Raw genomic sequence first — 25241 nt, forward strand, 5'->3', positions numbered from 1 at the left:
ACTTGCTCCCGGCGTGCGCGGTGCGACAGCGTTTGTCCGCATTTACCGCGCGGCGCGAACCCCGTGGCCCGGGCGTAAGCGGACTCCTGACCCTTGGTCAGAACCGCACCCCGGCCCAACTCCCGTACCAGGTACAGGTGTTGGGCCGGATGTCGTCAGAGGTGAGGCGCCGGGTACGGCGGCCGGAACCGGACCGGACCCACCCGCCGGCACCCCCGGAGGGGGAGGGCGCCACCGTGGGACCGGGGGCCGTCACACCGTCTGCCTCAGATGGACACCCCGTGTCCCCGCAGATACGCCAGGGGGTTGATGTCGGTGCCGTAACCGGGCCCGGTGCGGACCTCGAAGTGGAGGTGCGGGCCGGTGCTGTTGCCCGTCGTACCGGAGCGGCCGATCCGCTGGCCCCCGCCGACCGACTGGCCGGAACGCACCGAGATCGCCGAGAGGTGGGCGTACTGGCTGTACTTGCCGTCCGCGTGCCGCAGCACCACCTGGTACCCGTAGGAACCGCCCCAACCGGCCGAGACCACCGTGGCCGGGCCCACCGCCTTGACGGTGGTGCCGGTGGACACCGGGAAGTCGACCCCGGTGTGGTAGCCGCTGGACCAACTCGCCCCGGAGGCGCGGTAGGCGGTACTGGGGCTCACCCCCGACACCGGCGTGGTGAACCCCTGGGAGGCCGGTTTCGCCGGACGCGCCTGGGAACGCTGGGGCTTCGGCTTGGGCTTGGGTGTGTGGGTCTTCTTCGGCGTCGCCTTGGGCTTCTGCTCCGGCTTGGCGCGCTGCTGGGGAACGGACGCCTTCTGCCGGGGCTTGGGAGACTCCGACTTCTTCGGGGCCTCGACCTTCCTGGTGCTCTCGGTCTTCTTGGGCTCGGCCTTCTTCGACGGCGTGCTCTTCGGGGGCGACCCCGCCTCGTTGCCGGAGGCCCTGGTGTCCCGCTTCGGCTTCGCCGGCGCCGGCCGGCTGGGGGCCTTGCCGCTTAACCGGAGCTTCTGCCCCGGGTAGATCAGGTCCGGGTCCTCGCCCACGGTGGAGCGGTTCCGCTCGTACAGCGACTGCCAGCCGCCCCGTACGTGCTGGTCCTCGGCGATCCCCGACAGGCTGTCGCCGGACCGCACCCGGTAGTCGCCCTTGCCGGGCTTGCCGGTGCGCTGGGAGGGCTTGCCCTGGGGCGAACTGCCGGCCTTGCGCGGCGGCGCCGCGCGCTTGGTGGTGGCGGCCGGACGCTGCTGGGTGCGGGAGGCCCGCTGGGGATCGGCCTGGTCACGGGCCAGCCCGGCCTTGGGGCCGCAGTGCGGCCAGGCCTGCGGACCCTGGCTGTCCAGCACCTTCTCGGCCACCGCCACCTGCTGGTCGCGGCTGGCCAGGTCCGCGCGGGAGGCGTACACCGTGCCGCCGAACGCCTGCCAGGTGCTCTGCTTGAACTGGAGCCCGCCGAAGTAACCGTTACCGGTGTTGACCTCCCAGTTGTTGCCGCTCTCGCAGGCGGCGACCTTGTTCCACACGTCCTGGGGAGCGGAGTGGGCGGCGCTCAACCCGGCCAGGGGGATCGCCAGACCCGCCCCGCTCGCGGTGACCCTGAGTGAAGTGCGGGCGGTGGAACGGGGTTTGACGCGTCGATGGCGGCCACGGGACATGGACGGTTCCTCCGTGGTGGGGGCCTGGTGCGGGGCCGGCGGTTGGCGAGCGGGCCCACGATAGAGGGACCGGAGAGATGGTCACAAGGGGGTGTTCACCAACTACCCACCGTTTACGGGGTCTTCGCCCAGTTCCGTCGGGGTGTACGGGTCTCTTCGATCCGCTCTTTCGGGACCCGTGTCCGGGGCCTTTCGGCCACCTCCCACGTCAAGAACGTCCCAAGATCAACGAACGGCCCCTCAACTCCCGTCGCGCTCCCTATAGTTGACGACGAGGACACGTATCGGGAGCCAAGGGGCGGGGAAGGACGGCAGCGACGTGAGCAGTCTCAACAAGGGTGTGGGCAAGGTCGAGGTGGCCCTGATGTGGGACCCCAGCCCGGCAGGAGAGCCGGACACCGACCTCGACCTGATCGCCGCCACCTACGAGCGGGACGACCTCCACGGCGACCCGTCGTACCTCGTCCACTTCGACGCGCGCAGCCCCGACGGCACCATCACCCTCAACCGGGACAGCACCACCGGCCAGGGCTTCGGCCCCGACGAACTGCTGACCCTGGAGTTCGAGCGGATCCCCGAGTCACTGGGCCGGGTCGTGGTGGGAGTCGCCATCCAGCAGCGCCCCACCCCACGGACCTTCGCCGAGGTCGCCGGCGGCGCCATACGGATAAGGGAGGGCGTGCTCGACCTCTTCGAGGGGGACTTCACCGACGTCGCCCGGTACACCGCCGCCACGGTCGCGGAGTTCGTACGGGACGACTCCGGTGCCTGGCAGTACCAGCCCCTCGTCCAGGGCTTCGACGCCGACCCCGCCACCTTCGTCACCGTGATGGGCCGCCCCCGGGGCTGACCCCTCACGGCACCTCGTACGGGGCGGGCCGGTCGGCCTGACCCACGGTGTTCGGTCCGATGGCCGGGCCGTGGACGGTGTACGCGATCTCCGCCCCGCGCGCACGTGAACTCGGCCTCGGTGAGCCGGAGTTGGGGTTCGTGATGTTCGTCGGCGCCTCCCGGGCGGGGCCGGAGGGGACGTACCGGGGGACGGCACGCCATGGCCTGGGGCACCGTACGGTCCTGTCGAACTCCCCGGTGGGAGCGCCGCGTTCGGGCTTCTGGCCTGTGTGGTGGTCGCTCAGTCGGGGCTTGACGGCACCTGCTCTCCTCGTGGGGAGGGACGCCCCGACGTGGCTCCCCGCCGAGTCCACCGGGCCCCACGGGGGGCGTACCGGGTCACCCGCCCGAAGGGGGCCGCGTGACCGCTTGGTTGGGGCAACCCTCGCGGCCGTTGGTACGTCGCTCCCTGGGCGGGGCCGGCCAGCCCGTCGTGGGCGGTGGGTGCGTGTGGGGCGTGGTCCCCGCGTCCGCCCCACGGGTCAGCCGGCGGCTCCCCGTTCCCGCCCCATGACGGGTGCGGTGCCTCGTTGCCCACGCTCAGCGTTCGCCCGCCCGTCCGCCCAACGGTTCCTCGGCGAACCGGGCCATGCCCCGGGCGAACCCCACGGAGGGTCGCCAGCCCAACTCCTCGCGCAGCAGCCCCGAGTCGGCGGTGATGTGCCGTACGTCGCCCAGCCGGTAGTCCCCGGTCACCACCGGTTCCGGGCCGCCGAAGGCCCGCGCCAGCTCGTGCGCCATCTCGCCGACGGTGTGCGGCTCCCCGCTACCGGTGTTGTACGCCCGCAGGGTGCCGGCCGGTGCCGCCGCCAGGGACTCCAGTGCGGCCACGTTCGCCGTGGCCACGTCGTCCACGTGCACGAAGTCCCGGCGCTGCCGGCCGTCCTCGAACACCCGGGGCCTCTCGCCCCGCTCCAACGCCGACCGGAAGAAGGACGCCACCCCCGCGTACGGGGTGTCCCGGGGCATCCGGTCGCCGTAGACGTTGTGGTACCGCAGGCTCACCGCGCCACCACCCGTGGCCCGAGCCCAGGAAGCGGCCAGATGCTCCTGCGCCACCTTGGTGCTGGCGTACACGTTGCGGGGGTCCAACGGCGCGCCCTCACCCACGAGTTCGGGCTCCAGGGCGGCCCCGCACTCCGGGCACGGCGGTTCGAACCGTCCCGCCTCCAGCGCCGCCACGGTACGCGGACCGGGGCGCACCACGCCGTGCTCGACGCAGTGGTACCGCCCCTCCCCGTACACCACCATCGACCCCGCCAGCACCAGCCCGCCCACACCGGCCCGGGCCATCCCGGCGAGCAGCACCGCCGTACCCAGTTCGTTGACCCCCACATAGGAGGGGGTGTCCGCGAAGTCCGTGGCGAGCCCCACCATGGCCGCCTGGTGACAGACCGCGTCCACCCCCTCCAAGGCCCGCCCGACCAGTTCCGCGTCCCGTACGTCCCCCCGCCACCAGGGCACCCCGTCTCCCGGACGTCCACCGCCCTCGACGGGATCGGCCAGCAGGTCGAGGACCACCGGCCGATGTCCGGCCCTCACCAGGGCGTCGACCACATGGGACCCGATGAACCCGGCCCCTCCGGTTACCAGTACGCGCATCACCCCAAACTAGGACGGAGCCGCCCACCCACCGTGGAGCCGCTCCCGAGCCCCTTTGTCGGCTTGTCGACGGAGGGGCGGGGACGCACCAGGCTTCCGGCCGGGAGTCGCGCGGTCGCCGTGGCCGGCCGGTGATCAGCCGGCCCTGCCCCGGCCCCTCGGAGCGTGTGTACGGGTCTGTGAGGCCGCGCCGGTGAGAGGTGGCTGAGGCTGTGTCCGCCCTTTCCGAGCCCCCGACTCTCCTGGCTGGGGTCCGCCTGGGCGGTGCCCTGTGATCGGCGACGTCGCGGGCCGTCGGTCACGGCCCCGAGAGCGCGGCCGGAGGCGGCCGGGGGCCCGGCCGAGGGTGGCCCCGTCCCGCTGGTGTGTGATCTCGGTGCTCCGTAGACCGGTGCTCAATGCGTTCCGGGCCGGGATGCTTCTGGCGTGATCCCGCCGCCAGCGGTTGGTCGCCGAAGGCGCCACGTCACGCCCACGAGGGCAGCGCCCCGAGGCCGGTTCGCCGAAGCCGACCGCCGGTGCCCGTGGGGCGCCCCCGGAGGTCGTCGTTGGGGGCGGCCCTGCCCGCCAGGGAGAGCGGCCTCGCCCACCCCGGGGCTGAACGGCAACGCGGAGCGCGCCCGCCGGATGGTGCGCGATCTGTGCAGGACGGGACTGTCGGACGGCAACCCGGAGGATGCCCCTGCCCCCGCTGGTCGGCACGTGTCCGCGCGGTACCGAAAGAGGTCGCCGACCCCACCGGTGGGGGTCCCCGCCGGACCTCGCCCGGCCCGGGGAAAGGGGTGCGCGAGCACCACCCCAAGTGCGGTATGGTTCTCGTGCGCGAGCGGCCAGGGGGAAGCCCCAGGTCGCAAGGGCACCGGGACGTGGCGCAGCTTGGTAGCGCACTTGACTGGGGGTCAAGGGGTCGTGGGTTCAAATCCCGCCGTCCCGACAGAGAGTAGTGGAAGTCCGCTGCCAGGAGAACATCTTGGCAGCGGACTTCTTGCATTCCCGCAGTTCAGTTGGCCTGTGGGTGCGTCTTTCGCAGCTCCAGGCTGGACGGGTCCCCTGGGCATCCGCTTACGCTACGCGTTCACTACGGATACGGTATGGCGCCAATACGCGGGTTCCAGACCCAGTTCAGACCAGCATGGTCCTGGCTCCAGAGTGGGGGAAAGGCCCCCGACTTGGCTGGGGGCCGCACGTGCCAGGTAGGACTCACCTGCGAGAACCTTCCAGGCGGAAGTCCCCACCACCCGCGCTACAGGGCTGGGGAGTCATCTGGATGGCAGTGGACCGTTCCAGGAGCCATCGTGTGGGCAGCGTCAAGTATCCCATCAGGCGTAGGTTCGAGAGTCTCGCTGAAGGTGACCGAGCGGTAGAGCAAGGTAGCGGTGGTGCTCCTCCTGGTGTGCTGGGGCGTCGCCTGGGCCTGGGGTGAAGGGGAGTTGGACGTACGCGCAGAGTACGTCGATGCAGGCTTGGCGGAGATTGGTGTGGGGTTCGTCGTGGGCGAGGCCGCGAGGGCGTGGACGCCGCCGAGTCTGACGGCGGGCGAGTCGGGCGCCGCCTTCGTCGACGCGTTGACGGTGTGGAGCGACGGCGAGTCCATCTTCCCGGAGTGCGGAGACCATCCGGGATAGCGGTTGTGCGCATCTACTCGGACGGGAGCGCACACCTCGTTGCCTGGCTTATCTACCCCAGGAGAGGCGCCGCGCCTGTGTCGTGCCCGCTTGTGACTGGCTGCCAACAGCCGGCGGACCGCTGTTCCTGACGACCCGCGTGCTTGGTCGGCTTCAAGGCCGGGCAGGGCGAGTTCGCTGTCCCTGCGAGCTGCCTCGCTCCGTCGATAGGGTCGCCCGATGATCCGTACCTTCGCATTCGACGTCGGCGAGACTCTCGTACGGGATGACCGCTACTGGGCATCGTGGGCCGACTGGCTGAACACCCCACGGCACACCCTTTCCGCCCTTGTCGGTGCCGTTGTCGCCCGTGGCCAGGACAATGCCGAGGCGTTGAGGCTGCTGCAACCCGGTATCGACCTGCGCGCCGCCTACCAAGCCCGGGAAGAGGCCGGTCGGGACGAGTACCTCGATGAATCCGACGTATACGAGGACGTACGCCCAGCCCTGGCGGCGCTTCGTGAGGCAGGGGCGCGCGTCATCATCGCGGGCAATCAGACCGTGAAAGCTGCCGCGCTGCTCCGGGCGCTCAAGCTGCCCGCCGACCTCGTCGCCACGTCCGGCGAGTGGAACGTCGCCAAGCCATCGCACGGGTTCTTCGAGCGCCTCGTCGTTGAGGCCGGTACGCCTGCCGACGAGATCCTCTACGTAGGTGACCACCCACAGAATGACGTGTTCCCCGCGCGGGCGGTCGGTTTGCGTACGGCTCATCTACGACGTGGCCCGTGGGGGTACCTCTGGGCCGACACCCCCACGGTCGTCGACTCCGCAGACCACCGGATCGACTCGCTCATGCAGCTTGTCCCGCTCGCCGCACGGTGAACCGCTCAGCGAAAACGGCCCCACTTACGCGTAACAGCCAAGGTCGTTCTCGCCCTCCGCGATCACCGCGTGGGTACGGTTCGAAGTGGACGCCTCGAACTGGAGCCGGTATGACCGCACTTGACGCCGTCACGCTCGGCAAGCGTATTGCTGCCACCCGCAAGGCGAAGAGACTTCGGCAGGCAGATCTCGCCCGTGAATCGTTCGTTTCGCTGCCCATGGTCAAAGCCATCGAGCAGGGCAAGCGGTACCCGAGTGACACCACCCTCGAAGCGATCGCGGGAGCCCTCCGCGTGGACCCCACTCGTCTGCTCGACGTGCACACCAGCACGGAAACCCGCGTGCACGCAGCACTGCTCGGGACTTCTGCGAGCCTCGCGGCGTATGACGTGCCCCTCGGACCGCCGCGCCGCACCCTGGACGTGCTGCGCCCAATCGTCGACGAGGCCGTGCACTGGCGTCTCGCCGCCCAGTACGGACGCATCGCACAGCAGGCCCCGGTGTTACTCGACGACACTCTCGCCGCGTTCCATGCCGCGCAGGACAAGAGGGAAGCGGCCCGACTCGTCGTGGGCGCGGCCAGGTCCGTGGACGCGGTCGCCTACAAGTTCGGCGCCCGCGATCTCTCCGCTCGGCTGATCGAGTTGATGCGGTGGGCCGTACCCCACGCGGAAGACCCGCTTCTGCACGCGTCGGTGGCTTATGTCCGCACAGAAGTCTTCTTCGCCGCCCGGGCCCATACCGTCGGCATCCGCGCGTTGGAAGCCGCAGTAGACGCGGCCCCGGCGGCCCGCGACGAGAACACCGCTGCGGCGCGTGGCGCCCTCCACATGCGGGCCGCGGTCATCGCCGGACGTGATGGCGACGCCGATACCGCGAGCAGCCATATCTCCCATGCTCGTCGTCTGAGCGAACAGACGCGGGAGGGTACCTACCTGGGTACAGCGTTCGGTCCCGAGTCCGTGCGTATCCACGAACTGTCGGTCGCTGTGAGCCTGGGGCAAGACCACATCGATGACGCGTTCGCCGTGGCCCGGTCCTGGGCGCCGTCGACGTCTCTGCCCGCCGAGCGTCGCTCCGGTTTCTGGATCGAACTTGCGCGGGCGCAGACGTGGGGCGGCAGGTTCAACGACGCGTTCGAGTCGCTGAAGGTGGCCCGGAGCATCGCACCTCAGCACACCCGGGAGCACCCGTGGACGCGCGAGACGACTGGGACCCTAGTACGGCTGCGTCGCGCTGACCAGGAATCGCTGCACCACTTCGCGAGCTGGGCCGGAGCCGTCTGACCGAACCGACCACAGGGATACAGGCTGTATCCCTCACGGCCCCGGCGCCCCCACATGCTCTGTACATCACCTCACAGAGCAGGGGACCAGATGAGCAGCACTACGGCGGAGACGGCTCCCGTCTCCGTGGGCGAGGCGAGCATCGCTGGGCTGCACGGCTTTGCGTGCCGGAGAGGTCTTGGCGTCGCAGCCCCTACCTCGGGCGGAGTCGGACCCCTGCGGCCACAGCGCCGCCTCACCAGCCGCCTGACGCATGGCCGAGCTGGCTCTCGCCGACTGGCGGATGCCAGGGCGTCCGCTGGGTCAAGTACGCCCGTGCTCCCCAAGCGAGCAGTCGGCCGGCCTGCTCAACGCCTGCCTCGTGCTTGACGGGGCGGACACACCATCCCGGTAGCCGGACCTGAACAAGGCACGACTCCCGGCACGACTCGGCCGCCCAAACGCGGCTCCCCTCTCCTGATCCTGGCGCTGTTCGGCGTCGCGATCAGGTGGCACCACCCGTCAGAAGCGCATCGACCAGTAGGAGGAACCATGTTCACGAGCATCGAGAAGACCCAGGTAGCTGTCCCGGCGGCCGATGGCGTCGACCTCGACCTGGACCTGAACGTCAACATCGTCACCGCCGGCCCCGTGGCCGCTGCCCTGCTGTCATCCACCGACGACGGCTGCGACACCGTTCGCGGCGGCGACTGCTGAGTCAGTCACCCCGGCTCTGATGCCCCGGGGCGCCTGCGGCGCACGAATCTCGACGTGGGCCTCCGGGGGCCGTTCGAACCCCACACCGCAGTGCGAAAAGGCGACAGAAGATGACAGTGAGCGACTACACGCCGTACTACCGGCCGCTGACGGCTGCGATGTGGCGTGCGAGTACGGCCAACTCGGACAAGCCCTTGCCACCCTGGCCCGGTGAGGCCCTCGACGGCGCCGCATGGAGGTCCTGGATCGCGAAGGTGTGGGCAACTCGATCGCTCGCCGAAGGCGTGCCGCTGGCCAGCCCGTCGCTGGCCGACCGGATCGAACAGGCCTTGTCTGGAAGGGACTTCGCTGCCCTTGAACTGCGGCACATGGCAACGTCCCTGGCTCGATACCTGATTCGCCTCCGTGGCCGGGCTACGCCCTTCGGTACTTTCGCCGGAGTTGGACCCCTCGACTTCGGCGACCGGACCTGCCTGTACTGGGGTGGCGACCATCGGTCGCGTGTGAGGCCCGACGCCACGTGGCTCGCCGACGTCATCGCCCGGCTCGAAGCGCTCCCGTCGCTGCGCGAGCGGTTACTGGTCGTCGTCAACAACTTGACGGTCGAGCGCGGTGAGAAGCTGGTCGTGCCCTGGCAGCCCCACTTGGCCGCTGTCGTTCGCGGCGCGGACGAGAACGTGGCAGAGGTGACAGTACGACTGGTTCCCGTCGTACACACCATCTGCCAGGCCGCCCGCGTCCCCGTCTCGGGCGGCTCTCTGGCCGACAAGACCGCCGCCGAGTATCCGGGCGTATCCCGTGACGCGGTGTTGGGGGTGATCGGCCAACTGGTGGGCTCCGGTGCGCTGGTCAGCAGCCTGCGTGCCCCGGGCACCTGTACTGACCCGTTGGGATTGTTGCTGAACGCCTTGGACAAGGCGGGCGCCGACTCCCTACCTGACGTGACGACGGTGTACGCCGAACTCCGAGCCCTTCACCACCAGATGAGCGGGCCCGGTCGGGGCGGGACCTGGGATGGACAGCAGGGCTGGCGCCTGGTCACGGACCGGATGCGGGCCCTGTCGAGCGTCACCGACCAGCCCTTGGCCGTCGACCTCTCCCTGGACGCCGATGTCGTGCTGCCCCGCTCCGTGGCCGTGGAGGCTGCTGACGCGGCCGAGGCTCTGATCCGGCTCACGCCGCAGCCGTCGGCAGGCGAGTCGTGGCGCGAGTATCACCGCGACTTCCTTTCCCGGTACGGGCTGGGAACTCTCGTTCCGGTCACCGAGCTGACCGACCCCGCTGGTGGGCTCGGCTACCCTCGCCACTTCGCTGTCTCGACTTCCCGGTGCGGGGTCACGCGACGGGACGAAATCCTCCTCGCCCTTGCTTACCGAGCGGCCCTCGACGGCGTGAGCGAGATCGTCCTTGAGGCGACCGACCTGGATCGGATCAGCCCCGCTGCCGATGCTGCCGCACCGGTATCGGCGGCGGACCTTTCGGTGGACCTCCGAGCCTTCTCCCAGGCCGCCCTCGACAAAGGTGAGTTCGCCCTTGCCGTGAACGGTTTCGGCCGTGCCGGGGCCACCACCAGCCGGTTCCTCGACCTGCTGGCGGACGGAGCCCCGCACGGGACCGCCGCCCGGTATCCCCTGCTTCTGACCGGGGTGGTCGGGGCGACGGCCGCACAGCTCTCGTACCCGCCCCGGCGTCTTGGCAGCGAGAACGTTCTGCGCGTGATGCCCGTGGCCCCGTACGTCATCTCGCTGGCCGAGCACCGCGACGACCAAGGGCCCCTTCCGCTGACGGACCTGGCAATCGTCGCGGACTCCACGCGCCTGTACGTTGTTTCTCGGTCGCAGCTGCGGGTGGTGGAGCCGACGCTGCCGCACGCCGGGGCCCGGCACACCATGCCAAACCTGGCGAGGCTGCTGTTCGAGATTCCACGTTCCACCCACCCAGCAGTCACCACCTTCGACTGGGGCACCGCTGCCTGTCTGTCCCATCTGCCGCGTGTGCGCTACGGCCGGAGCATCCTCGCTGCCGCCCAGTGGCGGATCGAACCCGCCGATCTCCCCGGGCCCAAGTCCACCACCCAGCAGTGGACGGCAGCTTGGCAGGCGCTCCGTGCCTGTCGGCATCTGCCCGTCACCGTCGGGGTCAGGGACGGCGACCGCAGTCTGCGGCTGAACCTGGACGAGACTATGGACCTGGAACTGCTGCGCGCCCACCTGTACGCCGCCGAAGGGCCGGTCACCGTGACCGAGGCGCCCGACAGTTCGGAACACGGCTGGTGTGGCGGCCGGGGACACGAGATCGTCGTTCCGCTGGCCGCGACGGCTCCGCCCGCACCGGCACCGGCCTTTCTCACTCGCGTCCCACCGGCGGCGGCCGAGAGCCGAGCTGATGAGGGCGTGGTGTTCGCGAAGCTGTACAGCCCGAGCGAGACGGTCGACGACATCCTGGCCCGGCACGTGCCCGCGCTCCTGTCCTGCTGGGGAAGGCCGCCGCAGTGGTGGTTCGTCCGCTATCGGCACCCCCGTCCTCACCTGCGCCTGCGGGTGCGCGACGCCGACACTGCACGCGCCGCTGGCCATCTCGTCGCCTGGGCCGGCGAGTTGCGGCAGGCGGGGTTGGCCGGGGAGATCGCCTTCGACACCTACCGACCGGAGACCGGCCGGTACGGCACGGGGGATGCCATGGACGCCGCTGAGCGTCTGTTCGCCGCCGACTCCGCGGCTGTCCTCGCGCAGCTCGTACTCCTGGCTGCCCATCGGGAGATCCCGCCCCAGGCGCTGACCGCCGCGAGTATGGCCGATCTCGCCACCGCCGTCATGGGCGACCGGAAAGCGGGGTTCGGCTGGCTGCTCGACCACCCCCAGTACGCGACTGGGGCCGGCGCCCAGGATCGTCAGTCCCGTAGCCACACGCTCCACCTCGCCCGCAGCGCGGCTCTGGAGACGTTGCCAGGCGGCAGCGACCTCGCTACGGCATGGGCAACCCGGACCCGGGTGGCAGCTGAGTACGCCGCTTGCCTCAGCGCCTCCTGTTCGCCTCTGGCCCCGGCGACGGTGCTCGGCTCGCTGCTGCACCTGCATCATGTCCGCGCGCATCAGGTCGGGAAGGTGTCCGAGGCGGCGACCTACAAGCTGGCCCGGGCCATCGCTCTCGCCAGCGACGCACGCCCGACCCACCCACAGCACCAGGGAGGGGACCGGTGACCGTGCGGAATACCACGGCGGTGGCCTTGCGCGAACGCGCCGCGTCCATCGTCGACGAGCTCGTCGACGCCCTGACGGTGCCGCCGGACGTGGACTACGGCGACGGTGTCCCGCCCGACAGTCCACGCTGGCGCGACCAATCTCTGTCCAAAGGCGCTGCCGGCGTTGCCGTACTGCACGGCCTGCGTGCCCAACACGGACTCGGTGGCATCGACGCGATGCACGCATGGCTAGCCCGCGCCACCCGGGACGACCTGACCGCCGGACCAGGGGCCGGTCTCTGGTTCGGCGCCCCTGCAGTCGGCTACGCCCTCCATATCGCCGCCCCCGGCCGCTACCAAGGCGCCCTTGCCCAGCTGGACGCCGCCGTCGCCCGGCTCGTCCACACGCGGCTGACGAATGCCGCCGATCGGAGGGCCGCCGCCCGGCGGCCCTCGCAGTACGAGTTCGACCTCACCCGCGGACTCACCGGGCTGGGTGCCTATCTCCTCAAGCGAGACCCCGGCGGTGACCTGTTCCGCCGCGTCCTTGACTACCTGGTTCGCCTCACCCAGCCCACTCCGGCCGACGACGCCGCCGGTAGCGGGGCGCCAGGCTGGTGGACCGCCGACCTGCCTGCCGGCTCTCGCGACCCCATCTACGCGCAGGGGCACGCCAACCTCGGCATGGCCCACGGCATCCCCGCTGCCTTGGCCCTGCTCGCTCTCGCGATGCGCGAAGGCATCACCGTCGCTGGACACACCGACGCCATCGAGACCATCAGCCTCCACCTGGACGAGTGGCGACAGCCGTCGGACGCCGGTCCTTGGTGGCCCGAGCGGATCACCCTTGACGAGCTGCACGACGGCCGTCCCCACCGGGACGGCCCCGCCCGCCCCTCTTGGTGCTACGGCACCCCCGGCATCGCCCGCGCCCAGCAACTCGCCGCCCTCGCTCTGGGGGACACCGTCCGCCAGCAGGCGGCCGAGGACGCTCTCGCCCGTTGCCTGGCTGATCCCGTCCAGCTCGCCCGCGTCACCGACCCCGCTCTGTGCCACGGCTGGGCCGGAATCGTCGCCACGGTCTGGCACGCCGCAGCCGACGCCACTACTCCCCGCATCGCCCACGGCCTCGACTGGCTGCTGGGCCGCCTCCTGGACGCCGCCCGCGACACCGACCCCGCCCAAGCACCCGGACTCATCGAGGGGAGTGCGGGCATCGCCCTGATCCTGCACAGCATCGCCACCGGTACGAGCGGTGGCTGGCCCACCTGTCTGTTAATCGACTAGCCCGAGGAAGTGCCTGTGACACGCCACCACCGCGCCCCCACCTGGCGGCAGATCAATCTGTCCAGCAGCACCTGGCAGGACGCCGAACGTCTGGCTGCCCAGTACCTCCTGCCACTGTTGGCCCAAGCCGATGACGACGGGGCGATCACCTCGTGGTGGTTCGTTCGGAAGCGGGAAACCTGGCGCCTGCGCCTTCAGCCCGCCCCCGACCGCGACGAGGAAGTCACCGCTCTCCTAGGGCAGATGACTGAGACCCCCGACTTTCGCGCCCACCCCGGGGTCGTGGTGTACGAGCCGGAGATCTATCGCTTCGGCGGCCAGCCAGCCATGGAGATTGCCCACCGCCTCTTCCACACCGACAGCCGCCACGTCCTCTCGCACCTCGCTCGGGGAGGGCCGGATCACCGGATCGAGATCGGGCTGCGGCTGGCCACCCGCATGATGCAGGCGGCCGGCCAGGACTTCTACGAGCAGGGCGCCATCTGGATGTCCGTCGCTGAACACCGGGCAGCCGAAGACCGGGCGCCCTCCGGGCCGACCTTGGCCGCAGTCCAGATGCTCATCACCGCCGCCGCCGACAGCCCCGGAAGCCCCCTGACCCAGAACCCCGCCTGGTCCGCGACCTATGAGAGTGCTGGAACGGCCCTCACTGACCTCGCTGGTCAGGGTGCACTCACCCGCGGTATACGCGCCGTTCTCACCGACCACCTGCTTTTCGCCTTCAACCGCCTCGGCATCAGCGCGGAGCAGCAGGCCGCAATCGCCCGCGCCGCGAGCAGCATCGTCTTCCACCGAGAGCCCGGCGGTACGAGCCCGCGAAGCTCCGGTGCCATCACCGATCCGCCCACTACAGTCAGGCCAGTGACCATGGACACCACTCCCGTACCCAGCACGGTTCCCCGCGACCTGCGTGACGCCCTCGTTGCCAAGATCGACAGTCTGGGAACCTTCCGCACCGAGGCGGTGAGGAACGCCTTCCGCGCCATCCCGAGGCACGTCTTCCTGCCCGAGGTGGACCTCGCCACGGCCTACGCACCCAAGCAGGTGGTCACCAAGCGCGCGGCCGACGGCACCGCGCTCTCCTCCGCCTCCAGCCCGAACATCGTTGCCACGATGCTCGAACAGCTCGAGGTCGCCCCCGGACAGAAGGTCCTGGAGATCGGTGCGGCCACTGGCATCAACGCCGCGTTGCTCGCCGAACTCGTGGGCCAGAGCGGGCAGGTGGTCACGATCGAACTCGACGACGATCTCGCCGAGGGTGCCCGCGCACACCTGGCCGAAGCCGGGTACGAGCACGTCACCGTGCTGTGCCGGGACGGCGCGCTCGGTGACCCCGACTGTTCGCCGTTCCACCGGATCGTTGTCACCGCGGGGGCCTGGGACATCCCGGCTGCCTGGTGGGATCAGCTTGCCCCCGGCGGGCAGATCGTCGTCCCCATCCGGTTGCACGGCAGCGGCCTGACCCGTTCCATCGCCTTCACCCGTACCGAAGACGACCGCATGGTCAGTACCAACGCAGCGGTGTGCGGGTTTGTCCCCCTGCGTGGCGCGGCCGAGATGGGCGAGATCCACGTCCGCCTCGCCGACGACGCAGTCCTCAAGGTTGACGCCGACGACGAACCGGATCAGGCCGCGCTGACAGGGGGTCTTGCCCGCCCTGTCCACCAGCAGTGGACAGGGATCCGGGTGTGCCACGACGAGCAGGCGACCCACCTCGACCTCTGGCTCGCCACGGTCGATTCCGGCCTCAGCTTCGGCAAGCTGTCCGTGGGCACTGCGGCTTGTGATCTCGGCCTGGCCGCTCCTGCTCTCCGCTGGTCTGGTGCCGCCCTGTACACCGGCGGCACCTTCGCCTACCTGACTGCCCGCTCGGCCGACGACGGCGCTGACGAGCTGGGCCTCGCCGCCCATGGCCCGGACGCCGAGAAGCTCGTTGAACAGGTCACCGAACTCCTGCACCGCTGGAGCCAGGAACGCCCCGCTCAGCCCGTCATCACGGCCTACCCCGCTGCCACCGGTGACGCCCGAATCGGATACGGCGCGCGGATCACACGCCCCGACACCCTCCTGACGATCAGCTGGTAACCGTTCCCCTCGCTCCCGGCAGCCGCCAAGCTGAGCCGAATCCTGGAGATCTGACGCGCCGTTACGTGAATCGGGGGGCTCACCTCTTCCTGTTCCCAGCCGAGCGGAGAGCTACTTTGACCACTGTCACTGAACCCGGTGAGCCGCGTGAAGCACTCCTGACCAGCCCCGTCGACAGCGGTCACCTGCGGACACCCGAGTCATCGCCCCTTTCCGCGCTGTCGGGCGTCACCGGTTCCACCTCGACGCTGAACTTCCGTCCGCGTACAACGTGAACGTCGACCAAGACCTGGTCGACGTGGACCAGGACAACCTTGAACTGGTCGGGGCCTCGAAGGTGACCGCCGCGCTGGCTGACGGTGCGGTCGGATTTCCCCAGCACGACCCGTTCGCCCGCCTGAGCGGAACCGCGTCCCCAGGGGCCACCCCGGCGCGGGCCGCCCTCCCGGCTGGTCGGGCCCTGTCCCCCTCCTCGTGCGTGAGGCGTACCCGTGCGAACCGCTCCGTGACGTGCGGGGGTTCAACGGTCCTGAGGGGCCGGTACGGGTGTACCGGTCACGAGCCGGTGGCGAAGCTGGTCGTGGCGAACGAGGTCGTGTCGGTGGCCGAGGTTCCCTTGGTGATCCACCAGTGCGTCGGTACCTCGCCGTACAGGTGGAAGAGGCCGTCGGCGGCCCAGTGCATGATCAGTTCGTCCTTGCCGTCCTGGTCGAAGTCGGCGGCGCCGGCCGGCCGTGAGTGGCGACGCTTCCCGGGGATCTTCTCGCCGTCCACGCGGGCGGGTACGTCGCGGCGGACCACCACGCGCTGGTCGCCGTCGATGAGGGTGGCTCCCTCGTAGGTGGCGACGAGGATGCCGTCGCGTCCGTCGCCGTCGGGGTCGGCCGCCGTGAAGCCTCCCGGGCCGTACCCGGTCTCCGCTCCCTTGGGTGCCTTCGGCAGCTGGTGGTGGACGGGCTTGGTGCCGTTGCCCGGATAGATCGTGAGCGTGCCGTCGACCTGGGGGGACTCGGTCTCGTAGCCGGGTTCGTCGTTGCGGGCGCCGTCGTCGCCCACGGCGAGGTCGCGCTTCCTGTCGCCGTCGAAGTCGCCGAAGGCGTGGGCGTTGCCACGGCGGAGCTTCTCGCCCCTGGTGGCGAGTCCGTCGCCGGTGGTGGCCCGGTGGAGGGTGTTGGTGGACTGTTCGCCGTCGTTCGTCGCCTGGACGAGGAGGGAGGTGGCGCGGTGTTCGCCCGAGGGGTCGATGTCGTCGGCGATCAGCGTGCCGTCGGTCCAGGGCAGGCTGTCGCTACGGGCCGGGGCGCCGGAACGGGTGAAGGGTCCGTACATCACGACGAGCCCGGACTCGTCCTGGGAGAGGCCGGCGAGGTCGTGGTGACCGTCGCCGTCGAAGTCGCCGCGCTCGACCGACTCCAGCCCCAAGTCGCCCGCCTCGGAGGGGAGTGGGAGCGGCGTGGCGTGGTCGCCGGTACGGGGGCCTTGAGGTCCGCCCCAGGTGATGTGCGGGAGGACGCGGTTCCCGGAGACGTTCCCACCGCTCGCCTGGGCTCCGGCGACGGGGGTGACGACGTCCGAGAAGCCGTCGCCGTCCAGGTCGGCGAGGACGACGTTCTCCGTGCTGAGGCCCCTCGGGGCGGAGGTGTCGTCCGGGGGTTCGGGGAGTCCCAGGTCCTTCGCCCCGTGCACGGTACGGGTGACGGGGTTGAGCCCGTCGGCTGACCCGTACACCACGGCGATCCGTTCCTCGTGGTCCCGGGTGTCGGCGTCCCTGCTGGTGTAGGCGGGGACGAGCAGGTCGCGGTACCCGTCGCCGTTGACGTCGTCGGGGTCCTTGGAGCCCTTGCCCTGGGGTGGCTGTTCCGCCTTGCCGGGGGCGCGGGGGACCGATACCGAAGCCGCGTTGTCACGCTTGGACTTGGACGAGTCCCCGGACCCACCGTCTCCGCAACCGGCGACCAGGGCGACCAGGGCGACCAGGGCGAGCGCGGACAGGGCGCTCAGCAGGGGGCGTGACGTCATGCGCCCAGCTTGGCATCAGGGCCGGCGATCCTGCCGCCGCCCCTGTGGACGGCCGTGGTCCGGTTGTTCGTTGTCCGGCGAGGCGCCGAGGTGGGGTCTCGGGAAGTGCGAAGCCCTCTTCGCGGGAGGGGGCGTAGGTGGTGTCGGCGCCTGGAGTGTGGTGGGGGCTCGGGCCCGGGAGACGGCCGGTACGGCGGGGTGGACGACCGTACGAGTGGGGCTTCGCTTCCGGTACTTGGGCGGGCGGGACCAGGGGCGAGTGCGGTGCTCGGGGCGGGTGTGGCGGGCCAGGGCAGGGTTGACATGAGCACGCCTTGAGCGGAGGGTGGTCCGCCGAAAGTGCCGGGTCCTCACACCTGGCTGACACCGTCATGACCGGGCGATGTCTTCCGTCGGAGGTACGACGGCGGTGCGCGTCACCACGGGTCCGTTGTGCCCGTGGAACGGCGCGCCCGGTGGTCGTCACCTCTCGACCCGTACGGCTATCTGGAGGTTCGATGAGACGCCCCATCCCCTGGCGCGGCCGTGCCCTGTGGGCCGCGTTGGCGGCGCTGCTCGCCGGGATCGTGCTCATTCCCGCGGCGAACGCCGGCACGTCCATCAACGGCGGCGCGGACAGAGCCGGTTCGCCCTCGGCGCGTGACCACCGGGCCGCCGCTCCGACGGCCGACGAGATCCGCGCGAAGATGGAGGACTGCGGTACGCAGCTCTCCGACGGCGAGTACGCCGAGGACGAGGGCGGCACCCCGTCCATCCCGATCTGCGGCAAGGACGACGCGGTGTTCTGGCAGGCCGACCTCGACGTGGACTGCGACGGCCAGCGCGGTGAGGAGTGCAACGAGGACACGGACTCGGCCTACCAGCCGGAGACCGCCTGTGTGCAGTCCGACGGTGAGCCGCTGAACTCCGCGACGCTGCCGCACATCGTCGTACCCCTGCCGAGCGACATCTGGGACCACACCGAGTCCGACGTCAACTGCGGAACCGTGGGTGCCGTGGTGTACGAGGACAAGGTCGTGTACGGCGTGATCGGTGACAAGGGTCCCGACTCGATCACGGGTGAGGCCTCGTACGGCATGGCCAAGGAGTTGGGGATCGACCCCGACCCCTCCACCGGCGGGGTCTCCGGCAAGGTCGTCGGATACGTGACCTTCCCCGGCACCGAGGTGTCGGCGAACGAGGACCACGACGAGGCGACGCACCTCGGTCAGGAGGCCGCCACCAAGTTCGTGGGGAACGGCGCCAGGTAGGGCCTCCCTGAGGGCGCCGTCGGCGGCGCCCTCGGTGGAGTCCCCCGCTGACGGACCTCCCTCTCGTGTCACCGCCCGTGCCGGGCCCAGGCTGAACGCCGGGCCCGGCACGGGCGGTTGTGCGTCCGTACGGCCCCGGCACTCGACCGTACCGAGCCCGAACGGCCGGGGTACGGGTCCCGGGCGGGCGAGTGGACCTCGTACACCGGGTGGCTCCCCGAGAGGGCTCGTGGGCCACGTCCAGATGCAGGTGCAGCGTCCGATGGCGCAAGGTTCCCGATGGCGTCGACGACGCTCGGTCGCAAGGGCCAGCCGTGTCGGAAGCTGCCCACCGGGCGCAACCACAAGAGGGCGCGTGGGCACCCGCAAGAAGTTCGTGGCCGGGCTCGTGTCCTCAGGGGCTGTCCACCTCGGTGCACGGCCCGGCCACCGTTCGTTCGCCCCCGCCGCCCGCGGCCGACCTCGTACCGGTGGGGCGGGCGGCGCCCCAACTCGGGCGCCCTGGTACGGAGTTGCCGCCCGGTCGGGTGACCCGGTCACCCGGAGGTTGGCGCAGCCCCTCGCCATGTCGCGGTCGGCACTGGCGCCCGCCAGGGGACTCCCTCGCCCCTCGACGAGCGCACCGGCCCTCAGCCCAGGAGGCCACCGAGGAGGCCGCCCAGGAAGCCGCCGCCGGAGTCGTCACCGTCCGAGCCGCCGGACTCGGGGGAGTCACTGGGGTCGGGTGAAGAACCGTTTCCCCCAGCAGACGAGTCAGTGGGGGACTCGCTCGGCTTGCCCGTGGGAGAGCTCGGCTTGGACGATCCCTTTCCGTTCGTCGCGCCCTGAGAGGGCTCCTTCGACGAGGGGGAGGAGCCCTGACTGGGGGGACGTGAGCCGGGCGATGCCCCGCCGTCGCCCTCGCCGCCCGCCGGCCGGGTGGCGTCGTCCGAACCGGGGTCGCCGTTGGGCGGAGGCGAGGAGCCGTCCGAGGGGGTCGGCCGGGGGGAGTCGCGGGCCACGGACTCCGGGGCCGAGGGGTCCGAGTCGGTGGACGAGTCGGAGTTGAGGGCGCTCACCGCCAGGACCACGGCTCCCAGGGTGGCCGCCGCCCCCACGACCAGTGCGGCGCGCCTTCCCCGTCGGCGGGGCTCGGGGTGGTCCGGGTCGGCGGCGCCGGGTTCCTCGGCCGGAGTCGTGTCCACGGCCGGGGTCGCCCGGGTGGCCCGGGACGGAAGGGGCGCTACCGGTCTCGCGCCGCCCGGAGGGGGACCGGACTTCTGGCGTGGACGGTAAGCGTCGAAGATCGCTTCCGCCTCGTCCACCGCGTTCCCCGTACACGCGCACTGAGGCTGGCCGTTCGCTGGTATGCGCGCTCCGCACTCAGAGCAGTTCTCTGCCGCCACGGGCGGCCCCCCTTTGCTGGAACGGATGTGTGGTCGTCGCCGTCGGGCGGGGCCCGGGCGGTACATCCGTCGTCGTTCTCGTCGTGAACCTGTACCGATCAGCCGTGGCGCTCTCGGGCTCACGACTGTCCCCCAGAAGGTAACCGCTTATCGGCCGCACGTGCGAATACTCTCGGCCGTGTCGCGGCACCGTACGGCTTTTCCGATGTACGGCCACGACCCGCCCCGTCGGCGGACCGGAGGATTCCGACACCGAACCGGCAGGCCAGGCCCGCCACACCGGGACGCCGGCCCCCAACCGTCGCCTCCCGGAGGGTGACTCGGGGCGGACGAGCCCGAGTCCCGGGCGTACGGGGGTGGTTGACCCGGAGGGCGCCCCGTGTGTCCGAGGGGTACGCCGACGGCTAGGACCGGGTCGGGCTCCGGCGCCCCTTCTTCCCGCCGCCCCGCAGGGCGCGGAGGGCGAGTGGGGGACGCATCAACAGGGAGGGGGGTTCGAGGAGGTTGGAGACCCGGGTGAACGCCTCGGACAGGACGAGGTCGTGGGTGGCGGCGGCCTGCATCCGGGCGATGTAGCGGCTCACCAGGTTGCCGGCCAGGGTGCGCTTGCCCCGGACTCCGGGGAAGGTGAGGTCGGCGCCGGTGGCGATCTGCCAGGGGGTGTCCACCACGGGCTTGAGCGCGGTGAAGTACCGGCGCCAGTCCAGCCCTTCGGCGACCTGCCGCCGTAGCACCGTCGCCTCGATCGCGGCGACACTCATGCCCTGCCCGTACAGGGGGTTGAAGGTGCACACCGCGTCGCCGATCACGGCCAGCCCCTCGGGGAAGCGGCGCAGCCGTTCGTAGCGGCGACGGCTGCTGTGGGGGAAGCGGAAGAGTACGGGTTCGGTGAGGGGTTCGGCGTCGTCGATGGCCTCGTACACGTCGGGCCGGGGCACGGACTTGGCGAAGCCGAGGAACTCCTCGCTGTCGGTGGGGGGATGGTCGCCGAGGATGCCGAACAGGGTCACGATGACCCGGTCGCCCTCGATGGCCTGCACGAACGCTCCCCGGTGGTTGTCCTGGGTGGGGCCGACGATGATGGCGAGGTCGCCGCCGAGCTGGTCCGGCTCGCGGCGGTACTCCCGTGTCACGTACGCCAGGTCGACACCGATCCGTTCCTCCTCGGGCCGCTGGTAGCCCAGTTCGTCGAGCCAGTGGGGGGTGCGGGAGGCTCGGCCGGTGGCGTCCACCACGAGTTCGGCCCGGATCAGTTCGGCCTCGCTCCCCTCCTCGCGGGACTGGACGTGCACCCCGGTCACCCGGGTCCGGTCGGGGGTGGTCTCCAGGCCGACGATGTCGGTGGTGTCGCGCAGCCGCACCTCGGGGAGGGCGGTGACCCGGTGGCGGACGTAACTCTCCAGGTACGGACGGCTGGAGGCGACGCCGAGGAGGCCGATGTCGGTCTGGCCGAGCTGGTGGCCCTGGGTGAAGAAGCGGAGGTCGCCGAGGACGTCCCCGGTCGGTACCCCGGCCGCGACCAGGTCGTCGGTGGCGCCCGGCAGCAGTTCCTCGATGGCCTGCCGGCCGGCCGCGAGCAGGCCGTGCGCGTGGCGCCCCTGGGGCACGCCCCGGCGTGGGGTGGGTCCGACGGCTGGGTCGAGGCTGTCGCGGTCGACCACCACCACCCGCTGGTAACGGTCGGTCAGTGCCCGGGCGGCCAGCATCCCCGCGACGCTTCCGCCTAGTACGACGGCAACGCCCTCGCCGTGGTCCTGGTCGTCCGTCACGCCACCCTCCCGTCATCGCGATGGTCGCCCACGCTATGCGCCCGGACGGGCCGCGCCTACAGGCAATTCCTCAGACCTCGCGGCTCTCCGACCTGCCGGTTCAAGGGTGTTCGTCGCGTTTTGCGAGTTCTTTACGTGCCTTCGTGCACGGTGCGCGACAGGTCCCGTACACGGGGGTGAGGTGGGTCCGGGAGGAAACGTGACGGCCCCCGTACGCCCTGTCGGGGTACGGGGGCCGTCCCTTCCGCTTGTGCCACGGCGGAACGGGCCGGGGCCGGGTGCGGTCAGATCAGTCCCTGGGCCAGCATCGCGTTGGCGACGAGTTCGAAGCCGGCGATGTTGGCGCCGATGACGTAGTTGAAGGGGGCGCCGTAGCGCTCGGCGGTGTCGTGGCAGGAGTCGTGGATGTGGCGCATGATCTCCGCGAGCCGGTCCTCGGTGTGGGCGAAGGTCCACGAGTCGCGGGACGCGTTCTGCTGCATCTCCAGCGCGCTGGTGGCCACCCCGCCCGCGTTCGCCGCCTTGCCCGGTCCGAAGGCCACGTCCGCGTCCTGGAAGAGGCGGACGGCCTCCGGCGTGGTCGGCATGTTGGCGCCCTCGACCACGGCCTGTACCCCGTTGCGTACCAGGACGGCCGCCGCCCCCTCGTCCAGCTCGTTCTGGGTGGCGCAGGGCAGCGCGACCTCGCAGGGCACCTGCCAGGGGCCCGGCCCGCCGTTGCCGTCGTGGGGCACGTAGGTGGCGTCGCGGCCCCGTAGGCGCGCGTAGTCCGCGACCCGGCCCCGGCTGGTCTCCTTGACCTCCTTGAGCAGCGGGAGGTCGATGCCCTTCTCGTCCACCACGTAGCCGCCGGAGTCGGAGCAGGTGAGCACCTTGGCGCCGAGTTGCTGCGCCTTCTCGATGGCGTACAGGGCGACGTTGCCGGAGCCGGAGACGGCCACGCGGCGTCCGTCCAGGTCGGTGCCGCGCGCCCGGAGCATCTCGGCGGTGAACATCACGCAGCCGTAGCCGGTGGCCTCGGTGCGGGCCTGTGCCCCGCCCCAGCCGACGCCCTTGCCGGTGAGGACCCCGGACTCGTACCGGTTGGTGATCCGCTTGTACTGCCCGAAGAGGTAGCCGATCTCCCGGCCGCCGACCCCGATGTCACCGGCCGGTACGTCGGTGTACTCGCCCAGGTGGCGGTGGAGTTCCGTCATGAACGACTGGCAGAAGCGCATGACCTCGGCGTCCGAGCGGCCCTTCGGGTCGAAGTCGCTGCCGCCCTTGCCTCCGCCTATCGGCATCCCGGTCAACGCGTTCTTGAAGACCTGCTCGAAGCCGAGGAACTTCACGATGCCGAGGTTGACGGACGGGTGGAACCGCAGGCCCCCTTTGTACGGGCCCAGGGAGCTGTTGAACTCGACCCTGAAGCCCCTGTTGACGTGCACCCGTCCCCGGTCGTCGGACCAGGGGACCCGGAAAATCAGCTGCCGTTCCGGTTCACAGATCCGCTCCACGATCCGGGCGTCCACCAGCTCCGGCCGTTGGGTGAGAACGGGTCCCAGCGACTCCAGCACCTCCCGTACGGCCTGGAGGAACTCGGTCTCGCCGGGGTTCCGGCGGAGCACCTCGGCGTACAGCGGCTGGATGACGCGGCTGCCAGTGTCGGCCGGCGCGGGCGATGTGGGCATTGGTGAAAGACCCTCCCCAGGGACGCTGGTCGCGGCGGCCCCGGGCGGGACCCTGGAGGAGCTTACGGGGTGCCGGCCGGCGAGCCCCACGCTTTCCACAAGGTGGGACCGCTCGGTCGCGGGTGCCGCCACGCGAACGGGCGCCGTGCCACGCCTGGTCGCGTGGTCGTCCACAGCCGTCGTACGCGGTCGCTGTGGTCCCACTCCCCTTGGGGAGGGAGGGCCGGTACGGGTGAGGGGTGGGGCGCGCACGCCCCACCCCTCACCCGTACGCGCCCTGGTGGGCGGTCAGGCCTGGCCGCCGTTGGCGGAGTCCGCCGGACCCGGCCAGTACGCCGGGAATGCGGCGGCCGGCCGGCGGTCGGCCTCCAGCGACGGTTCGCTGAGGTCGGCCGTCCCCGGGGAGCCGCCGTACGGCGGGTGCGTCAGGGGCTCCACGATCTCCTCGGGCGCCGGGGCGAGGAGCGTCGGCTCGGCCCGTTCGTGGACCGGCTCGGGGAACTCGGTCGGCTCCGCGTACTCGGAGTGCTCGGGGTAGAGGTCGCGGAAGGCGACCGCCCCGCCGTACTCGTTGACCAGCCGCGCGGAGTTCTCCTTGGCGAACCGCACACCCGCGGTACGCATCGAGACGCCCTCGACGTCGGCCCGACTCATGAGGTTGCGCACCAGCGGGCGGATCTGCGCCGACAGCCGGCTGCACGCTCCGGTGGGGCTGACCACCTCGCCGAGGATGACCCACCAGGCCCCGGCCGCCGCTCCGGTGTTGGCGATGAAGTCCGGCACCACGGTCACCCCGCGCTCGCTCAGGAGCCGCTCGGCCTCGGGAGTGGTGGGGACGTTGGCCGCCTCGACCACGAGGGAGCCACGGATCCGGTCGCAGTTCTCGGCGGTGATCGTGTACGACACGGCAGCCGGCACCAGTACGTCCACGTCCTGGCTCAGCCAAGCGTCGCCGGGGAGTTCGACGTCGTCCTCGCGCAGGACGGAGCGGTCGATGACGCCGCCGGTGCTCCGGGCGGACAGCAGGAGTTCGACGTCCAGCCCCCGGTCGGGGTTGAGGATCAGGCCCTGGGCGTCGGTGATTCCCACGATCCGCACTCCGGCCCGGGCGAGGTACAGGGCGGTGGAGCCGCCCATCGCGCCGAACCCCTGGACGACCGCGCGGGCCGTGGGCGCCGGGATCTCCTTGTGCTCCAGGGCGGCGAGCGCGGCCTCCGCGACGCCGTACCCACCGACCAGTTCGGACAGCTTCAGCCCCTCGGTCCGAGCGTGGAAGGCCTGACGGATCCGCTCGCGCACCTCCGCCTCGTCCGAGGCGCGGACCACGGCGGCGTGGAACGAGGTCTCACCGAGGCCGACCCGGGCGAAGGTGCGGTCCAACTGCTCCTGCTGGGTGCCGAGGTCACCGGCGGTGACCCAGAAGCGTTCCAGCAGGGGGCGGACCGCCTGGAGGAAACGCTCGCGCACCTCGTCCGCCCGTGGATCGGTGGAGTCGAAGTCGATGCCGCCCTTGGCGCCGCCGACGTGGATACCGAACGCGCCCATCTTGAGGGTCATTTCCCGTGCGAGTTCGCCCACCTCGTGCAGGGTGCAGCCCGGACGCATCCGCAGACCGCCGGTCGCGATGCCGGTGACCAGCTGGTCGATGACCACGAAGCCCCGGGCGGAGGTGAGGGGGTCACGCCAGGTGACCTGGAGATAGGGCTCATGCTCGGGAACCTGCAATTGCGTCCCGACATCGGTTTGTGTCACGGCACTCACCCTTTCCAGTCACTGATAGGAACTTGCTCGGACGTGTGGGACGCGCATTCGCCCGGCCCGGAGTCGCGGCTGCCTCTTCCCTTCACGGAAAACGCACAGAACTCCACCACGGAAATGGCGGCAGCACGATAGTGAGCAGCCGTGACCGTGTTGACAGGTCAATGACGCCCTCAGGGCACGTTTGTAGGTCACCCTTCGTAAGGGCGTTGAGGAGAACTCGGGATATACGCAGA

Annotated in this window: 15 protein-coding genes, 1 tRNA gene and 1 pseudogene; 9 read left to right on the top strand and 8 right to left on the bottom strand. The window is 70.9% G+C overall.

Translation table 11 applies throughout. The annotated features are described in order from the left end of the window. Nucleotides 1–266: 266 nt before the first annotated feature. Nucleotides 267–1640: a transglycosylase family protein gene (locus ABZT14_RS18325; RefSeq protein WP_356303553.1), complete on the bottom strand. Its 1374-nt coding sequence runs from the start codon at nt 1638–1640 to the stop codon at nt 267–269. A gap of 319 nt (nt 1641–1959) precedes the next feature. Between ABZT14_RS18325 and ABZT14_RS18330 the strand changes: the two genes are divergently transcribed. Continuing rightward, nucleotides 1960–2490 (top strand): TerD family protein, encoded by a 531-nt coding sequence (locus tag ABZT14_RS18330; protein WP_356303556.1) that lies wholly within the window; start codon nt 1960–1962, stop codon nt 2488–2490. A gap of 581 nt (nt 2491–3071) precedes the next feature. Here ABZT14_RS18330 and ABZT14_RS18335 read toward each other — a convergent pair. Next, nucleotides 3072–4133: an NAD-dependent epimerase/dehydratase family protein gene (locus ABZT14_RS18335; protein WP_356303558.1), complete on the bottom strand. Its 1062-nt coding sequence runs from the start codon at nt 4131–4133 to the stop codon at nt 3072–3074. Between the two features lie 860 nt (nt 4134–4993). On the opposite strand from ABZT14_RS18335, the gene ABZT14_RS18340 reads away from it, so the two are divergent. Continuing rightward, nucleotides 4994–5067, top strand: a tRNA-Pro gene (locus tag ABZT14_RS18340). Between the two features lie 484 nt (nt 5068–5551). Here the strand turns inward: ABZT14_RS18340 and ABZT14_RS18345 are convergent. Continuing rightward, nucleotides 5552–5676 (bottom strand): annotated as a pseudogene (locus tag ABZT14_RS18345) (pentapeptide repeat-containing protein); the annotation flags it as partial. 301 nt (nt 5677–5977) lie between these two features. Between ABZT14_RS18345 and ABZT14_RS18350 the strand changes: the two are divergent. From ABZT14_RS18350 to fxlM, 6 genes are all read left to right on the top strand, one after another. Further along, the gene (locus ABZT14_RS18350) at nt 5978–6619 is read left to right on the top strand and encodes an HAD family hydrolase (protein ID WP_356303561.1); all 642 of its coding nucleotides are present in this window, start codon (nt 5978–5980) and stop codon (nt 6617–6619) included. A 110-nt stretch (nt 6620–6729) separates the two neighbouring features. Then, nucleotides 6730–7905 (top strand): helix-turn-helix domain-containing protein, encoded by a 1176-nt coding sequence (locus ABZT14_RS18355; RefSeq protein ID WP_356303564.1) that lies wholly within the window; start codon nt 6730–6732, stop codon nt 7903–7905. A 531-nt stretch (nt 7906–8436) separates the two neighbouring features. Beyond that, on the top strand, nt 8437–8601 hold the full coding sequence (fxlA, locus tag ABZT14_RS18360; RefSeq protein WP_356303567.1) for an FxLD family lanthipeptide: 165 nt from the start codon (nt 8437–8439) through the stop codon (nt 8599–8601). 116 nt (nt 8602–8717) lie between these two features. Continuing rightward, nucleotides 8718–11801, top strand: coding sequence for a lantibiotic dehydratase (locus tag ABZT14_RS18365; protein WP_356303569.1), 3084 nt, complete (start codon nt 8718–8720; stop codon nt 11799–11801). Beyond that, nucleotides 11798–13069 carry a lanthionine synthetase C family protein gene (locus ABZT14_RS18370; protein ID WP_356303572.1) on the top strand — a complete coding sequence of 424 codons (1272 nt, stop codon included), beginning with the start codon at nt 11798–11800 and terminating at the stop codon, nt 13067–13069. Before ABZT14_RS18365 ends, ABZT14_RS18370 begins: the two co-directional genes overlap by 4 nt. Nucleotides 13070–13084: 15 nt before the next feature. Further along, on the top strand, nt 13085–15154 hold the full coding sequence (gene fxlM, locus ABZT14_RS18375; protein ID WP_356303575.1) for a methyltransferase, FxLD system: 2070 nt from the start codon (nt 13085–13087) through the stop codon (nt 15152–15154). Nucleotides 15155–15709: 555 nt separating this feature from the next. Here fxlM and ABZT14_RS18380 read toward each other — a convergent pair. After that, nucleotides 15710–17173: a hypothetical protein gene (locus ABZT14_RS18380; protein WP_356303577.1), complete on the bottom strand. Its 1464-nt coding sequence runs from the start codon at nt 17171–17173 to the stop codon at nt 15710–15712. Nucleotides 17174–17670: 497 nt separating this feature from the next. Here ABZT14_RS18380 and ABZT14_RS18385 point away from each other — a divergent pair, with 497 nt between their 5' ends. Further along, on the top strand, nt 17671–18423 hold the full coding sequence (locus ABZT14_RS18385; RefSeq protein WP_356303580.1) for a glycoside hydrolase family 75 protein: 753 nt from the start codon (nt 17671–17673) through the stop codon (nt 18421–18423). 629 nt (nt 18424–19052) lie between these two features. Here the strand turns inward: ABZT14_RS18385 and ABZT14_RS18390 are convergent. From ABZT14_RS18390 to ABZT14_RS18405, 4 genes are all read right to left on the bottom strand, one after another. Then, nucleotides 19053–19607 carry a hypothetical protein gene (locus ABZT14_RS18390; protein ID WP_356303583.1) on the bottom strand — a complete coding sequence of 185 codons (555 nt, stop codon included), beginning with the start codon at nt 19605–19607 and terminating at the stop codon, nt 19053–19055. 605 nt (nt 19608–20212) lie between these two features. Continuing rightward, nucleotides 20213–21577 carry an FAD-dependent monooxygenase gene (locus tag ABZT14_RS18395; protein WP_356303586.1) on the bottom strand — a complete coding sequence of 455 codons (1365 nt, stop codon included), beginning with the start codon at nt 21575–21577 and terminating at the stop codon, nt 20213–20215. Nucleotides 21578–21861: 284 nt separating this feature from the next. Next, on the bottom strand, nt 21862–23247 hold the full coding sequence (gdhA, locus tag ABZT14_RS18400) for an NADP-specific glutamate dehydrogenase (RefSeq protein ID WP_356303589.1): 1386 nt from the start codon (nt 23245–23247) through the stop codon (nt 21862–21864). Between the two features lie 288 nt (nt 23248–23535). After that, on the bottom strand, nt 23536–24999 hold the full coding sequence (locus ABZT14_RS18405; protein ID WP_356303592.1) for a Glu/Leu/Phe/Val dehydrogenase dimerization domain-containing protein: 1464 nt from the start codon (nt 24997–24999) through the stop codon (nt 23536–23538). Nucleotides 25000–25241 lie beyond the last annotated feature (242 nt).

The organism is Streptomyces sp. NPDC005438 (assembly GCF_040606315.1).
GTDB lineage: Bacteria > Actinomycetota > Actinomycetes > Streptomycetales > Streptomycetaceae > Streptomyces.

Coding starts and splice junctions, on each gene's coding strand:
- ABZT14_RS18325 (WP_356303553.1), bottom strand. CDS start 1,640: ATGTCCCGTGGCCGCCATCGACGCGTCAAACCCCGTTCCACCGCCCGC.
- ABZT14_RS18335 (WP_356303558.1), bottom strand. CDS start 4,133: ATGCGCGTACTGGTAACCGGAGGGGCCGGGTTCATCGGGTCCCATGTG.
- ABZT14_RS18350 (WP_356303561.1), top strand. CDS start 5,978: ATGATCCGTACCTTCGCATTCGACGTCGGCGAGACTCTCGTACGGGAT.
- ABZT14_RS18355 (WP_356303564.1), top strand. CDS start 6,730: ATGACCGCACTTGACGCCGTCACGCTCGGCAAGCGTATTGCTGCCACC.
- fxlA (WP_356303567.1), top strand. CDS start 8,437: ATGTTCACGAGCATCGAGAAGACCCAGGTAGCTGTCCCGGCGGCCGAT.
- ABZT14_RS18380 (WP_356303577.1), bottom strand. CDS start 17,173: ATGACGTCACGCCCCCTGCTGAGCGCCCTGTCCGCGCTCGCCCTGGTC.
- ABZT14_RS18385 (WP_356303580.1), top strand. CDS start 17,671: ATGAGACGCCCCATCCCCTGGCGCGGCCGTGCCCTGTGGGCCGCGTTG.
- gdhA (WP_356303589.1), bottom strand. CDS start 23,247: ATGCCCACATCGCCCGCGCCGGCCGACACTGGCAGCCGCGTCATCCAG.